Annotated in this window: 13 protein-coding genes; 6 read left to right on the top strand and 7 right to left on the bottom strand. The window is 30.1% G+C overall.

The annotated features are described in order from the left end of the window. Positions 1 to 2: 2 nt before the first annotated feature. The 7 genes from Q0733_RS11235 to Q0733_RS11205 form a co-directional block, all read right to left on the bottom strand. Positions 3 to 1,403 carry a glycogen synthase gene (locus Q0733_RS11235; protein WP_298782338.1) on the bottom strand — a complete coding sequence of 467 codons (1,401 nt, stop codon included), beginning with the start codon at positions 1,401 to 1,403 and terminating at the stop codon, positions 3 to 5. Positions 1,404 to 1,541: 138 nt separating this feature from the next. Beyond that, positions 1,542 to 2,123 carry a hypothetical protein gene (locus Q0733_RS11230; protein WP_298782337.1) on the bottom strand — a complete coding sequence of 194 codons (582 nt, stop codon included), beginning with the start codon at positions 2,121 to 2,123 and terminating at the stop codon, positions 1,542 to 1,544. An 83-nt stretch (positions 2,124 to 2,206) separates the two neighbouring features. Beyond that, positions 2,207 to 2,551 (bottom strand): 50S ribosomal protein L20, encoded by a 345-nt coding sequence (gene rplT / locus Q0733_RS11225; RefSeq protein WP_068450935.1) that lies wholly within the window; start codon positions 2,549 to 2,551, stop codon positions 2,207 to 2,209. A gap of 100 nt (positions 2,552 to 2,651) precedes the next feature. Continuing rightward, positions 2,652 to 2,846 carry a 50S ribosomal protein L35 gene (gene rpmI / locus Q0733_RS11220; protein ID WP_298782336.1) on the bottom strand — a complete coding sequence of 65 codons (195 nt, stop codon included), beginning with the start codon at positions 2,844 to 2,846 and terminating at the stop codon, positions 2,652 to 2,654. A 56-nt stretch (positions 2,847 to 2,902) separates the two neighbouring features. Then, positions 2,903 to 3,421: a translation initiation factor IF-3 gene (gene infC / locus Q0733_RS11215; RefSeq protein WP_298782467.1), complete on the bottom strand. Its 519-nt coding sequence runs from the start codon at positions 3,419 to 3,421 to the stop codon at positions 2,903 to 2,905. 115 nt (positions 3,422 to 3,536) lie between these two features. Then, on the bottom strand, positions 3,537 to 5,477 hold the full coding sequence (gene thrS, locus Q0733_RS11210) for a threonine--tRNA ligase (RefSeq protein WP_298782335.1): 1,941 nt from the start codon (positions 5,475 to 5,477) through the stop codon (positions 3,537 to 3,539). A 79-nt stretch (positions 5,478 to 5,556) separates the two neighbouring features. Then, positions 5,557 to 6,294 (bottom strand): NUDIX domain-containing protein, encoded by a 738-nt coding sequence (locus Q0733_RS11205; protein WP_298782334.1) that lies wholly within the window; start codon positions 6,292 to 6,294, stop codon positions 5,557 to 5,559. A 275-nt stretch (positions 6,295 to 6,569) separates the two neighbouring features. Here Q0733_RS11205 and Q0733_RS11200 point away from each other — a divergent pair, with 275 nt between their 5' ends. The 6 genes from Q0733_RS11200 (at position 6,570) to Q0733_RS11175 (ending at position 13,713) form a co-directional block, all read left to right on the top strand. Further along, positions 6,570 to 7,466, top strand: a complete 897-nt coding sequence (locus Q0733_RS11200; RefSeq protein ID WP_298782333.1) for a hypothetical protein — start codon at positions 6,570 to 6,572, stop codon at positions 7,464 to 7,466. Positions 7,467 to 7,506: 40 nt separating this feature from the next. Continuing rightward, a complete protein-coding gene (locus Q0733_RS11195; protein WP_298782332.1) occupies positions 7,507 to 8,571 on the top strand; it encodes a substrate-binding domain-containing protein in 1,065 nt (354 codons plus the stop codon). 17 nt (positions 8,572 to 8,588) lie between these two features. Next, positions 8,589 to 10,103, top strand: coding sequence for a sugar ABC transporter ATP-binding protein (locus tag Q0733_RS11190; RefSeq protein ID WP_298782331.1), 1,515 nt, complete (start codon positions 8,589 to 8,591; stop codon positions 10,101 to 10,103). 27 nt (positions 10,104 to 10,130) lie between these two features. Further along, the gene (locus Q0733_RS11185; RefSeq protein ID WP_298782330.1) at positions 10,131 to 11,099 is read left to right on the top strand and encodes an ABC transporter permease; all 969 of its coding nucleotides are present in this window, start codon (positions 10,131 to 10,133) and stop codon (positions 11,097 to 11,099) included. A 25-nt stretch (positions 11,100 to 11,124) separates the two neighbouring features. Further along, the gene (locus Q0733_RS11180) at positions 11,125 to 12,615 is read left to right on the top strand and encodes a mannitol dehydrogenase family protein (protein WP_298782329.1); all 1,491 of its coding nucleotides are present in this window, start codon (positions 11,125 to 11,127) and stop codon (positions 12,613 to 12,615) included. Positions 12,616 to 12,837: 222 nt separating this feature from the next. Continuing rightward, positions 12,838 to 13,713, top strand: coding sequence for a carbohydrate kinase (locus Q0733_RS11175; protein ID WP_298782328.1), 876 nt, complete (start codon positions 12,838 to 12,840; stop codon positions 13,711 to 13,713). Positions 13,714 to 14,010: the final 297 nt, after the last annotated feature.

Here is a 14,010-nt window from a genome sequence, read left to right as displayed (position 1 = left end):
GTTTATTGTTTTAGAGTTTTATATAAGTTTACATACTCTTGGGCAGAATTGTTCCAAGAATTGTCAATTTTCATTATTGTTTTTAAGTTTTTTGTAAATTTTTCTTTTTCAGAATAAAATTTTGTAGCTCTTGTAATAGCATCAGTTACTTCTTTTATAGTAACACCATTGTGTAAAATACCATAACCATCTTTACTATTTATATCTATAATTGTATCTTTTAAGCCACCAATAGTATTTACAATGGGTACTGTGCCGTATTTTAAAGAATACATTTGATTTAAACCACAAGGCTCAACTCTAGAAGGCATTAATAAAAAATCCGCTCCAGCATAAATTATATGCGCTAATTTTTCATTATAGCCTATATAAAAATTAAAGTTTTCTTTAGGAATATAATTTAATCTTTCTTCAACTTCCTTATCACCTGATCCTAAAAGTAAAATAGAGATGTTGTTTTCTTTTAATGCCTTAGTAAAAATTTCAGGAAATAAATCTGATCCCTTTTCTCCAACTAGACGACCTATAAAAGTAAAAAGAGGTTTATTTTCATCTAAATTAAATTTTTGACAAAGCCATTTTTTATTTGCTTTTTTACCCGACTTAGAAGAAGATATATTATAGTTTTTTACTAAATTGTTGTCTGTTTCTGTATTCCAGACTTTTGAATCTATACCATTTAAAATACCAATACATTTATTACTTTCGCTAGCTAATAAATTTTCTAAACCGTTTGCGTTTAGCTTTAGTTCTTCCATATAAGAAGGAGAAACAGTAGTTACTCTCCAGCTACATTTAATAGCAGCTGCTAATGGGTTTATTGAGTCTCCCCAATCTAATAAGCCAACGTTTTCAAAATTAAATGGTGGTATTAAAGAAACTTTTTCATGAGAAAACCAACCTTGATATTGAGCATTATGAATGGTTAAAACTGTTGGAATATCTTTTAGTTTTTCATATTTATAACTTTGGGTTAACATAAAGGGAATTAACCCTGTATGATGATCATGAATATGAATAATATCAGGTTTTTTATCCAGTGTTAGTATCCAATCTAAAGTTGCTATTTGAAAAGCTAAAAAACGATCTGTGTCATTATTAGAATATACATAATCTTTAAACAGTAAATCAGGTATATGAATGCAAAAAAGCTCGAAACCTAATTTGTTATCAATTAGTTTTAAAACTTGAATATTAACATATTCATGACCAAGAGCAATATAATTTTCGTAAATTTTTTCAAATTTATTCGTTTGGGTAAACGAATTATTATATAAAGGCATTATTACACTACTACTTGCTTGTAGTTCTTTTTGGTATTTAGGTAATGCACCAACAACGTCAGCTAAGCCTCCAACTTTAGCAATAGGATAACATTCAGCACTTATGTGTATTATATTCACCGCTTTCATTTAAATTAATTACTAAATTTACAAAATTTATATTCAGATAAAAAATGAATTAAAATAATTAAGATAGTATTAATAAAATGATTGTTTTACTAAGAATTTAATATTTATATTATTAAAAAAAAGATTTAATTAAACATTACGCTGTTTATTTATCTCATCTTGTAATTGCCTACGTAATTTTTGTTCTCTTTCTATAGCTTTCTTTTTATGTTTTTCAAATTCGTAATTTACATCTTCTAAATTTTCTTTCGCTTCTTTCGTTAGAACGTTACTTTTAGCATATTTATAAATAAAATATACTAAAAATAAAATTAGTACAATTATTAGAGATAATAAGATAAGGTTATAGGTTGTTTTGTTTAATTGGTAACCAAATAATGAAATAGAATTTTCTTTTTGAGTAGCAGTATCTAAATCAGTTTTTGTATTACTTAATTGTGTTTGAATTTTTACAATACTTTCTCTTTCTTTTTTTAAAAGGTTCTCTTTTTTTAAAATAATATTTTTAGATATTTTTAAAGAATCTAATACATTTAATTTTAGAATTGTAAATCTATCTTTACTAATTACCTTATATTTTTGGTAGCTGCTAGATGTTCTGTAAATTTTTTCAAATTGATCTTTTATTGAGTTTGATTCTTTTTCATTCTCTTGAGATAAAGAGATTAGGGAAGTAAATATGAATATTAAAGAAAGTATTTTATATTTCATTGTTGATTAGTTTAAAATGTAAATTTATAAAAAAAACCTAAACAAAAGTTTAGGTTTTTAAATATAAGCAAGTATTATTAAATTTATTTAATTTTCTCTACAACTGCCTTAAAAGCGTCTGGGTTGTTTACAGCTAAATCTGCTAAAACTTTACGGTTTAATTCGATTTGGTTAGCTTTCACTTTTCCCATAAACTGAGAGTAAGACATTCCGTGTAAACGAGCTGCTGCGTTAATACGAACAATCCATAAAGAACGAAAGTTTCTCTTATTGTTTTTACGGTCACGGTATGCGTAAAGCATTCCTTTTTCAACCGCATTTTTTGCTACTGTGTAAACGTTTTTTCTACGTCCGAAGTAACCTTTTGCTGCCTTCAAGATTTTTTTTCTTCTTTTTCTTGAGGCTACTGAATTTACTGATCTTGGCATAATTTCAATGTGTTTTGTAGTAGGCGATTCAATTAAGAATACTTTTTATTTTTTGCCTAACTCCATGGTTAATAATTAAATTCCCTATTAACTTTATTTATTATAAAGTTAATTGTTGCTTTATGTTTGCAACATCAGACTTATGTACTAAAGTATCATGAGTCAATTTAAGCTTACGTTTTTTAGACTTCTTTGTTAAAATATGACTTTTAAACGCGTGCTTTCTTTTAATTTTTCCAGTACCGGTAACTTTAAATCGTTTTTTGGCGCTAGATTTGGTTTTCATTTTAGGCATTTCTCCTTCGTTTTTATCTTGCTTATAAGATTGTTTATGCTGAAATTATTTCAGTATTATTTTACTTTTTTAGGTGCAATAAACATAATCATACGTTTACCTTCCAGTTTTGGTAATTGTTCTACTTTACCATATTCTTCTAACTCTTGTGCCAATTTTAATAATAAAATTTGACCTTGTTCTTTAAATATAATTGAACGTCCTTTAAAGAAAACAAAAGCTTTTAATTTAGCTCCGTCCTGTAAAAACTTAATTGCATGTTTCTTTTTAAACTCATAATCATGCTCATCAGTTTGAGGTCCAAAACGAATTTCTTTAATCGTAACTTTTGTGGCTTTTGATTTTAAAGCTTTTTCACGTTTCTTTTGCTCATACAAGAATTTCTTGTAATCAATAATTTTACAAACAGGTGGTTTTGCTTTTGGTGATATTTCTACCAAGTCCAATTCCTGTTCTTTGGCTAATTCTTTAGCTTTATCTAAAGGATATACACCAACTTCTACATTGTCGCCCACAAGACGAACTTCGTCAACATATTTTATTTTTTCATTAATCCTATGTTGATCTTCTTTGATTACTCTTAACGGTCTTCTTGACCTACTTCTACGTATTGCTATGACTTGTAAATTTAAAATTTAACTTATGGTTGTTTTCCAACCTTTAATATTTGTTAATGAAATTCAAAATTAATTAAAATTTCTTCAATGTTTTGTTTTCTTCTGCTTTAATTAAAGAAATAAATTCTTCGATGGTAAATGTACCTAAATCTCCTTCTCCATGCTTTCTTACAGAAACTGTACCATCTTGCTCTTCTTTCTCTCCAACAATAACCATAAAAGGTGTTTTGCTAACTTCCGCATCTCTAATTTTACGGCCAGTTTTCTCGTTTCTGTTATCTATTAGGGCGCGAATTTCGGAATTTTCTAACGATTCTAAAACTTTTTCTGAATATTTTTCATATTTCTCACTGATTGGCAACAAGATAACTTGATCTGGTGTTAGCCAAAGTGGGAAGTTTCCACCTGTATGTTCTAGTAAAACAGCAATAAAACGTTCCATAGAACCAAATGGAGCTCTATGAATCATTACTGGTCTGTGTAATTGATTGTCTGCCCCTTTATATGTTAAATCGAAACGTTTTGGTAAATTATAATCAACTTGAATGGTTCCAAGTTGCCAACTTCTACCTAATGCGTCTTTAACCATAAAATCTAATTTAGGGCCATAAAAAGCAGCTTCTCCTTCTTCAATCACAAAATTTAAACCTTTATCAGTTGCTGCGTTAATAATGGCTTGTTCAGCAATTTCCCAAGTTTGAGCATCACCTATATATTTATCTAAGTTTTCCATATCTCTAATAGAAACCTGAGCAGTAAAATCTTCAAAACCTAAAGAGCCAAAAACGTATAATACTAAATCAATTACGTTTTTAAATTCTTGATCTAATTGTTCTGGAGTACAAAAGATATGTGCATCATCTTGTGTAAAACCTCTAACACGCGTTAAACCGTGTAATTCTCCACTTTGCTCATACCTATATACGGTTCCAAATTCTGCAAAACGTTTAGGTAAATCTTTGTAAGAGTATGGCTTAAAGTTGTAAACCTCGCAATGATGAGGGCAGTTCATTGGTTTTAACAGAAACTCCTCATCCATTTTTGGAGTTTTTATCGCCTGAAAACTGTCTTCACCATATTTTTCATAATGACCAGAAGTAACATATAGTTCTTTTTGCCCAATATGTGGTGTCATTACCATTTCGTAACCCGCTTTTTTCTGAGCAGCTTTTAAAAAATCTTCTAATCTAGATCTTAAGGCAGCTCCTTTTGGTAACCACAAAGGTAGGCCAGCACCAACTTTTTGCGAAAAAGTAAATAATTCTAATTCCTTGCCTAATTTTCTGTGATCACGTTTTTTAGCTTCTTCTAAAAGAGCTAAATATTCAGTTAATAATTTTTGTTTTGGAAAAGAAATTCCATAAACACGTGTTAACTGATTATTTTTTTCATCACCACGCCAATAAGCGCCGGCAACGTTCATTATTTTTATTGCTTTTATAATTCCTGTGTTAGGAATGTGACCTCCTCTACATAAATCTGTAAAATTACTATGGTCACAAAAAGTAATATCTCCATCAGTTAAGTTTTCAATTAACTCAACTTTATACGGATTATTTTCTTCTTTGTATAATGATAATGCATCTGCTTTAGATACAGATCGCATAGAAAATTCGTGTTTACCACGAGCAATTTCTAAAAATTTGTTTTCTATCGCTTTAAAATCATTTTCAGAAATTACATCTTCACCTAAATCTAAATCGTAATAGAATCCATTATCAATTGCAGGTCCTATGGTTAATTTTGCATTTGGATGAAAACTTAAAATTGCTTCTGCTAAAACGTGCGCAGATGAATGCCAAAATGCTTTTTTACCAGCATCATCATTAAAAGTGAATAAGGTTAAAGCTCCATCTATCGTTAACGGGGTAGTGGTTTCTATTGTTGTACCGTTAAAACTTGCAGAAATTACATTTCTGGCTAATCCTTCACTGATGCTTTTAGCAACATCTATAGGAGTACTGTTTTTAGCAAACTCCTTAACACTTCCGTCTGGTAATGTAATATTAATCATTAAATATGTTATTGATATAAAGATGCAAAGATAATAGTCTGTATATAGACTAGCAATTTATTATTTGTTTAGTTTTTAGTTAAATATTGATTAAGAAGTTTTTTTCATATACTTTTTTGTAAACATCTCTACTAAACATGTATAGTTGTGCAGGTTTTTTTGAGACACCTGTCTGTTTTTCATCTAAAGCAATAATGTATTTTTTCTTAATTAACTTTCTTCTAAAATTTCTATTGTCTATTTGTATCCCTAAGATAGATTCATATAAATCTTGTAGGTCTTTTATGGTGAATTTGTCTGGTAGTAATTCAAATGTTATAGGTTCATGAAGAGATTTAAACTTTAAATCTTCATAAGCTTCATTAATTATTTTTTCATGATCGAAACCTAGTTCTGGCAAATTGTTAATCGGAAACCAATTTGCATTATAAGGGTTTTCCTCTAAGTTTACTTCGTGAGTTGGGAGTAAAAAATAATAGGCAACCGTTACGGTTCTTAGGTTAAAGTTTTCGCTTTCAGCCCATATGATGTCTTTTTTGTTCATTAAACGGTTTGGGTTTCCAAAAACTTTAAACTGTTTTTTATATAAATTATGTAAACCTGTTAATTCATTTAATACTCTGCTTGCAGCATCGTCTAACGTTTCATTTTTGTAAATATGATATCCGGTTAATACGTAATCATCAATTATAATATTTTCTTTATTCGGTTTATTTAGTCTTCTGTTAATTAGTAGAACGTTTAGTGATTTTGAAATGACATCAAAACCAAAAACAACACAGTCTACAGATATATTTGGAATTTTTTCTAGGGTCATGGTTTTAATTATGTTGTAAAATTAATTTTTTTATTTGATAGAAATTAAAATTTTCTACAATATACAAATCTTTTTAATAGTAACGTCTTTTAGACGTTTTATAGTTTATTTTTGATTTATTCATTTTATTGTGTATACGTTAATTTATATGATTTAAATTTACTATTATGATTATTTTTTTAATAAAAAATTAGGATTTTAATATTTTATTGTTACATTTGAAGAATTAAATGTCAAAAAGACGCTTATTTTTATTAAAAAAAAATACAATGATTATGATTACAATTATTAAAAAAGTAGCTGACGTGTTCGGTTCGCAATTAAAAGAAGCTAAAGTAAAAAACGGCTTTAGTTTGGGTAAGGCTGTTATTGCTGTTTTTGTGGCTTTATTGAGTTTTGGAAATGCAAATGCGCAAGATGATGGTAAAAATATGGAGGATAGTTATAAGCCATTTAAATTTGGTGCCCATCTTAAAAATATGCATTTATGGCATGGTTTTCAGGTGCAATCAGGCCCTATGGTTGCAACAAACTTAGAATATACTTCAAGAGATAGTAAGTTTACTTTAGGTTTCTGGGGTGGTGCTAGCTTCGCAAGTTCTGGTAGTCCTTATAAAGAGTTTTCTACCTATGCAGTATATCGTTTTAGTGATAGGTTTTTTACAGAGCTAGTTACGCACAATAACTTTACAGATATTGCTGCTTCTGGAGTTGGTTATAATTCTTGGGCTTATGATAGAGCAACAGCGTATAATTTTGCTGATTTAAACTTCGGGTATAATTTTGATAAAATTTCTTTGTATTACGGGGTTATTCTTTTTGGTCAGTCATCTGATGTTGATAGATATGCTGACGGAGCTTTGGTAAATGGTTCTAATTTAGTGTACGATGCTAATGGAGATCTTACAGATAGCTGGACTCAATATTTGGAAGTTAAAGCAAAACTTTTTGAAAAAGACGGTGCTACATTAACTGGTATTCTTGGAGGTGCTTGGTCATTTCATACAGATAACACTTTCTATACGCAAGGAAGTGGAAATATTATAAACGTTGGACTTGCGTTAGCAAAAAAAATGAGTTTAGGTAATTATAAATTACCAGTAGAGGTTATGGCTATGTGGAATCCAGAGCGTAAAGAAACTAATCTTCAATTAGATATTACATTATTTTAATAAAGAAAAACTATATTTAACTTTAACCAAAATATATATTATGAAAACAATAAATATGAAAACAATTTTAAAGCAACTGTTAAAACCAGCAATGATTTTTGCTGTGTTATTAAGTTTATCTAGCTGTGTAGAAGAAAAAACTTCAACAAAAGCAAATGTAAATAGTTCTGAAGATACGAGTGAGGTTGTTACAAGTGCATTAGATTTGAAAGGAAAAAAAATAGGATATGCAACTCCTTCATTAAATGCACCTTATTATCAAGCTTTATTGCAAAGTATTAAGGCGAGTACTGAAAAAAATGGAATGACATTTTTATCAGCTGATGGTCAAAATGACATCAACAAGCAAATTGCTGCTGTAGAAGATTTAATAACTAAAGGGGTAGATGCTTTATTATTAAATCCTAAAGATCCAGATGCATTAGTAGGTGTAACTAAAGTTGCTAAAGCAGCAGGGATTCCTGTATTTATTATTGATAGTTCAATTGATCCTTCTGCAGATTTTGTTACAACAATTCAATCTAATAATCGTGCCAATGGTGCTTTAGCAGGTGAATGGTTAGCGAAGAAATTTGGTAACAAAAAAATGAATATTGCTTTATTAAGTGGTAATGCAGGTAACCCAGTTGGAAGAACTCGTAAGCAAGGTTTATTAGAGGGTATTACTGAAGAGCAATTAAGAACTCAGGGTAAAATTAATTTAGATGTTAGAACGCAAATGTATACAGAATGGTCTTATGCAGGTGGTTTAAAAGCAATGGAAGATGTATTAGTGGCGCATCCAGATATTAATGTTGTAATTACAGAGTCTGATGTTTGTGTGTTGGGGGCTATCAAAGCAATTGCACAAGCTGGTAAAACAGATGATATTTTAATTGTTGCTGGAGCAGATGGACAAAAAGAAGCAATTAAATATATTATGGATACAGATTTTTACGGATGTACAGCAATGAATAGTCCAGTGCAAATTGGTAAAAACGCAGTTGAGTATGCTATTCAATATATGAACGGTAAAAGAGATTTTCCTAAAACGTCATTTACGGCACCATTACTAATCACAAAAGAGAATGCTGCAAAATACTACGACCCAAAAGCATTATTTTAATCTAAAACTCATTTGATATGAAAAATTCAGAAAGTGAATACCGAGTTGAAATGACCGGAATATCAAAAAGTTTTGGTGTTGTTTCAGTGCTAGAGGATGTAAACTTTAAAGTAAAGCATGGAGAAATCCATGCTTTACTTGGCGAAAACGGAGCCGGAAAATCTACTTTAGTTAAAATATTAAGTGGAGTTCATCAAAAAGATGGAGGAAAAGTATTACTAAATGGAGAAGAGATAAGTCCTAAAAACACACACGATGGTCAAGTTTTAGGTATAAGTGTTGTGTATCAAGAGTTGTCTTTGGTAAATGATTTGTCAGTTGCAGAAAACATTTATTTACACAAATTAGGTGCAAGTAAATTTTGGATGAATTGGAAGCAATTAACTAATGATGCTCAAGAATTGATAAACTCATTAGGATTTGAAATTGATGCATCAGCAATTGTTAGAGATTTAAGTATTGTTCAAAAACAAGTTGTAGAAATTGCGAAAGCATTATCTGAAGATACAAAAGTGTTGATTTTAGATGAACCAACAACTGTATTTGATCCAACAGATACTCAAAAACTCTTTGATAATCTTTTTAGGTTAAAAGAAAAAGGAATTTCAATTATTTATATTTCTCATCACCTAGAAGAAATCTTTAAAATAGCCGATTCTATTACTGTACTTAGAGATGGTGTAGATACTGGTAGTATGGCGGTTAAAGATACTGATACGGATGGTGTTATTCGTTTGATGATTGGTAGAGAGTTAAAAGATTTGTATCCTGCTCGTGATGCAGAAATTGGTGCAGAACCAATTTTTGAAGTCAAAAACCTAACTGCAAGAGATAATTTAGTACATGATGTTTCATTTTCTGTTAAACCTGGTGAAGTACTTGGAATTGCAGGTTTAGGAGGAAGTGGAAGAACAGAAACTGCAAAACTTATTTTTGGAGCTGATAAAAAGAAATCTGGAACTTTAATTTTAGACGGAAAAGAAATTACAACAAAATCTCCCGTAGAGGCTGTTGGTCATGAAATTGGTTTTGTTTCTGAAGATAGAAAAGAAGAAGGTGTGTTTTTACCTTTATCTATAAGAAGAAATATTAGTGTTACCAGTTTTGCTCCAATTTCTAGCAAGCTTGGTTTTATAAGTACAGATAAAGAGTATACTAATGTATTAGGTCTGATAGATAAGTTAAATATTAAGGCGCCAAGTTCTGAGGTCGATGTTAAAAATCTTTCAGGAGGTAATCAGCAAAAAGTGGCCTTGGCTAAATGGTTAAGTATAGATAGTAAAGTAATTCTTATTGATGAGCCTACGCGTGGTGTAGATGTTGGTGCTAAGGTAGAAATTTATAACCTTATTAACGAAGTTGCTAAAAAAGGTGTTGGTGTTATTGTTATTTCTTCTGATATGCCAGAAATTATGGGTATAGCAGATAGAATTTTGGTAATGCATGAAGGAACTATTTATGGCGAGTTGCCAAAAGAAAAGTTCTCTGAAGAAAATATCTTACGCTACTCAATTGGCGAACCAATTAAATAAATCAAATAATATTAAAAAAACTAAATTATGGCTTTAACTATAAAACAACAGCTTAGTAATCCTGGGGGGATATTAAAATTTTTAATAAAATATAATACAATATTCATTTTTATATTGCTGGTAATTTTTTCAGCAGTAATATCAGATGTATTTTTTACATCAGTAAACCTTTCTAATTTATTAAAACAAGTATCTGGTATTGGTATTATTAGTATTGGTATGTTGATAGTGATTTTAACAGGGGGAATAGATTTATCTGTAGGTTCCATGGTGGCATTGCTTGCAGTAACCTTTGCTATTTTGGTAAACGCAGTCGTCTTACCAATAGCAATATTATTAACAATAATTATTGGTTTCGCTTTAGGAAGTGTAGCTGGTTATTTGGTGGCTTTTCAAAAAATGGCACCTTTTATTGCCACCTTGGCTTTAATGACAGTTGCAAGAGGTTTAGGTTTTATCTATGCAAAAGGATCCCCTATTACTTTTAAAACTCCTGGAGGAGAGTTCATGTCTAATTTTGCAAATAACTCTACTATTGGTATACCTAATATAGCAATTGTATTTTTCGTTATTGTAGCAATTGCAGCAGTAATGTTACGTTACAATGTTTTTGGTAGATTAATTATTGCAATGGGTAGTAATGAAGAGGCGTCTCGTTTGTCTGGTATAAAAGTAAATAAATATAAATTTTTAGTTTATGCTATTTCTGGTTCTTTAGCAGCTATTGCTGCAATTGTTGTTGCGTCAAGAACAAACCTTGGTTCTCCAAATATGGGAATGGCTTGGGAATTAGATGCTATTGCTGCTGTTGTAATTGGTGGTGCTAGCTTAAATGGAGGTAAAGGATCTGCAATTAATACTTTAATGGGGGTGTTAATTTTAGGTTTAATAGGTAATATTTTGAATCTTTTAAACGTGCCGTCTTATCCACAGCAAGTTGTTAAGGGGGCAATTATAATTTTCGCAGTACTACTTCAACGTTTCGATAGTAAATAAAAACTAGAAAAAAGGATTTAGCTAAATGATAAAATTAAATAACTTAAACCTGCCTCAGGTTTCGAGGCAAGTTTCTGTACCTTTATATAACAGATCTAAAATAAAAACGGGTATTGTTCATGTAGGTATTGGTGGTTTTCATAGAGCGCATCAAGCGTATTATACTGATAAGCTTTTGCACGATGAATCTATAAATGATTGGGGTATTTGCGGTGTTGCATTGTTAGATTTCGATACAAAAATATACGAAACTCTTAAGGAGCAAGATGGTTTATATACTTTAATTGTAAAAGAATTAGACGGCTCTTTAACAAAGAGGGTTATAGGCTCTATCGTTGAGGTTTTATTTGCTCCAGAAAATCCATTGGCAGTCATAGAAAAAATGGCGCATCCAGAAGTTAAAATTATAACACTTACGATTACGGAGGGTGGTTATAATTTTAATGAATCTACAGGTGAATTCAATTTTGAAAACCCTATGATTATTCATGATTTAGTAAACCCTTCGTCTCCTAAAAGTATTTTTGGGTATTTAACTCAAGCTTTAAAGCATCGTAAAGAAAAAGGTTTAAAAGGTGTGTCTATTCAATCTTGTGATAATATTCAAGGAAATGGGCATATCGCTAAAAAGATGATTACTAGTTATATCAAAGCTGCAGAGCCTAATCTTTTGTCTTGGGTAGAAGAAAATGTTTCTTTTCCTAATAGTATGGTAGATAGAATTACTCCGGTAACAGAGCAAAAAGATATTGATTTATTGTTACAAACCTCTGGTATTGATGATGCTTGGCCTGTGGTTTGTGAGCCTTTTAAACAATGGGTTATTGAAGATGATTTTGTTGCAGGTAGGCCAACTTGGGAAACAGTTGGTGCTCAGTTTGTTAAAAATGTAGAGCCTTATGAAGAGATGAAGTTAATGCTTCTTAATGCGGGGCATTCTGTCTTGGGGATTTTAGGAGCTTTAATGGGGTATACTACTATTGATGAAGCTATTGGTAACACTAATATTAGTACTTTTTTAAGAATTTACATGGGTAATGTGGTTACGCCAATTTTAGGAAATCTAGAAGAGGTTAATTTAAAAAACTATAAACATTCTTTGGTGCAACGATTTGGTAACAAGTATATGAAAGATCAAATTGATAGGATTTGTTCACAAAGTTCAGCTAAGATTCCAAAATTTATTTTACCAACTATTCAAAAACAATTAGCGGTAAATGGCCCTATTAAAAGCGCTTCATTAATTTTGGCGGCTTGGGCAATATATTCTATAGGTGTTGATGAAAAAGGAAGTCCTATAAATATAAAAGATGTATTGAGTGATAAATTAATAGAAAAAGCTAAAGAAGCTAAGAGTTCCCCTGAAGTTTTTCTTGAGATTGATGAGGTTTTTGGAAATATAAAAGACTCTGAAAGATTCGTCAAAAATTTCAAAAAAGCATATGCAAAAATTACTGATTTCGGTATAGAGAGAAGTGTGATAGATCTAAATAGTAAAGTTTTAAATGAAATATAATAAGTTATTTCATTAAGCTAATAGTTGCGAATAATTTATCATGTGCTGTGTGATATTCTGCTTGTGTGCTTTCAGGTGGAGTGATAATGTCCTTAAATAAATGAAACAAAAAATTGGATTTTGAGCTTGTAGATTTATCAATTATGAATTAAAAAAGATACTAGATAAGTTTTTATTAAAAGGTCGCAAGCTTTAATAATTTAAAAAAAATAAAAAAAAACAATGAATATAACTTGTTTTGGGGAAGTTCTTTGGGATGTGTTTCCTAATCATGAAAAAATAGGAGGAGCTCCTTTAAATGTAGCTAATAGGTTAAGATCTTTTAAGAATAATGTATCTATTATAAGTAGAGTAGGTGCTGATGAGAAAGGGGATAGAATATTGGAGATGTTTAAAGAAAATGGAGTTGATGTTAGAGGGGTTCAAGTTGATGAACAATATAAAACGGGTAAAGTCAAAGTAATACTTAATGAAAAGGGCTCGGCGTCTTATGATATAATGTTTCCAAGAGCTTGGGATAAAATAGAACTTACAGATGTGTCTAAAACCATTACGGAAAAATCGGATGCATTTATTTTTGGTAGTTTGGTTGCACGAGACGATATGTCTAGAAATGTGCTTTTTGAACTTTTAAAATTAGCAACTTATAAAATCTTTGATGTAAACTTAAGACCTCCTTATTATACGATAGATGTTCTTAAAGAATTAATGGATTATGCAGATTTTATAAAATTTAATGATGATGAGATTTTCGAAATTGGAAAAGAATTAAATTCTAATACACAATCATTAGAGCAAAATATTCTTTTTATTGCTAAAGAAACCAATACAAAAATTATTTGTGTAACAAAAGGTAGGCATGGTGCTATCTTATATTATAATGATCAGTTTTATTATAATAGCGGTTATAAAATTCAGGTTGTTGATACTGTTGGAGCAGGAGATTCTTTCTTGGCTTCTATAGTAAATCAATTATTAAAAGGTATTCCTCCTCAGAAGGCGTTAAATTTTGCGTGTGCTGTTGGTGCTATTGTAGCAAGTAGCGAAGGGGCAAATCCAGAGATAGATGAAGTAGATGTTAAAGAGATGGTTAATTAAAGTGATAACTTTTATTTATGATATAATTTTATTAAGAATTTAGTTAGTTTTTTTCTGCTAATATTCCTCTAGGTTTTTTAGATCTTGTAGCTTTTTTTTATAAATAGATTGAGTTCGTAAAGCTGCAAGATTCTTGAAACCTTATTTTTCAAATTCAATTATTTTTTTTTGATGGTGTAAGTTATTAGTTTTAATGATTTTAAGTTTTGGTTTTAATTTTTTTTAAAAAAAGGTTTAAAAAATAGTTGTGGGTGTAGAAATGAGTTGTATATTTGCACCCGCTAACGGAAATATGTT

This window comes from uncultured Polaribacter sp., assembly GCF_947500975.1.
In the GTDB taxonomy this organism is placed as follows: Bacteria; Bacteroidota; Bacteroidia; order Flavobacteriales; family Flavobacteriaceae; genus Polaribacter.
This window is presented reverse-complemented; position numbering and strand designations above follow the sequence as displayed.

Excerpts from the sequence above, each read along its gene's own strand:
- Q0733_RS11230 (WP_298782337.1), bottom strand. The coding sequence starts at position 2,123 with ATGAAATATAAAATACTTTCTTTAATATTCATATTTACTTCCCTAATC.
- rplT (WP_068450935.1), bottom strand. The coding sequence starts at position 2,551 with ATGCCAAGATCAGTAAATTCAGTAGCCTCAAGAAAAAGAAGAAAAAAA.
- rpmI (WP_298782336.1), bottom strand. The coding sequence starts at position 2,846 with ATGCCTAAAATGAAAACCAAATCTAGCGCCAAAAAACGATTTAAAGTT.
- thrS (WP_298782335.1), bottom strand. The coding sequence starts at position 5,477 with ATGATTAATATTACATTACCAGACGGAAGTGTTAAGGAGTTTGCTAAA.
- Q0733_RS11205 (WP_298782334.1), bottom strand. The coding sequence starts at position 6,294 with ATGACCCTAGAAAAAATTCCAAATATATCTGTAGACTGTGTTGTTTTT.
- Q0733_RS11200 (WP_298782333.1), top strand. The coding sequence starts at position 6,570 with ATGATTACAATTATTAAAAAAGTAGCTGACGTGTTCGGTTCGCAATTA.
- Q0733_RS11195 (WP_298782332.1), top strand. The coding sequence starts at position 7,507 with ATGAAAACAATAAATATGAAAACAATTTTAAAGCAACTGTTAAAACCA.
- Q0733_RS11190 (WP_298782331.1), top strand. The coding sequence starts at position 8,589 with ATGAAAAATTCAGAAAGTGAATACCGAGTTGAAATGACCGGAATATCA.
- Q0733_RS11185 (WP_298782330.1), top strand. The coding sequence starts at position 10,131 with ATGGCTTTAACTATAAAACAACAGCTTAGTAATCCTGGGGGGATATTA.
- Q0733_RS11180 (WP_298782329.1), top strand. The coding sequence starts at position 11,125 with ATGATAAAATTAAATAACTTAAACCTGCCTCAGGTTTCGAGGCAAGTT.
- Q0733_RS11175 (WP_298782328.1), top strand. The coding sequence starts at position 12,838 with ATGAATATAACTTGTTTTGGGGAAGTTCTTTGGGATGTGTTTCCTAAT.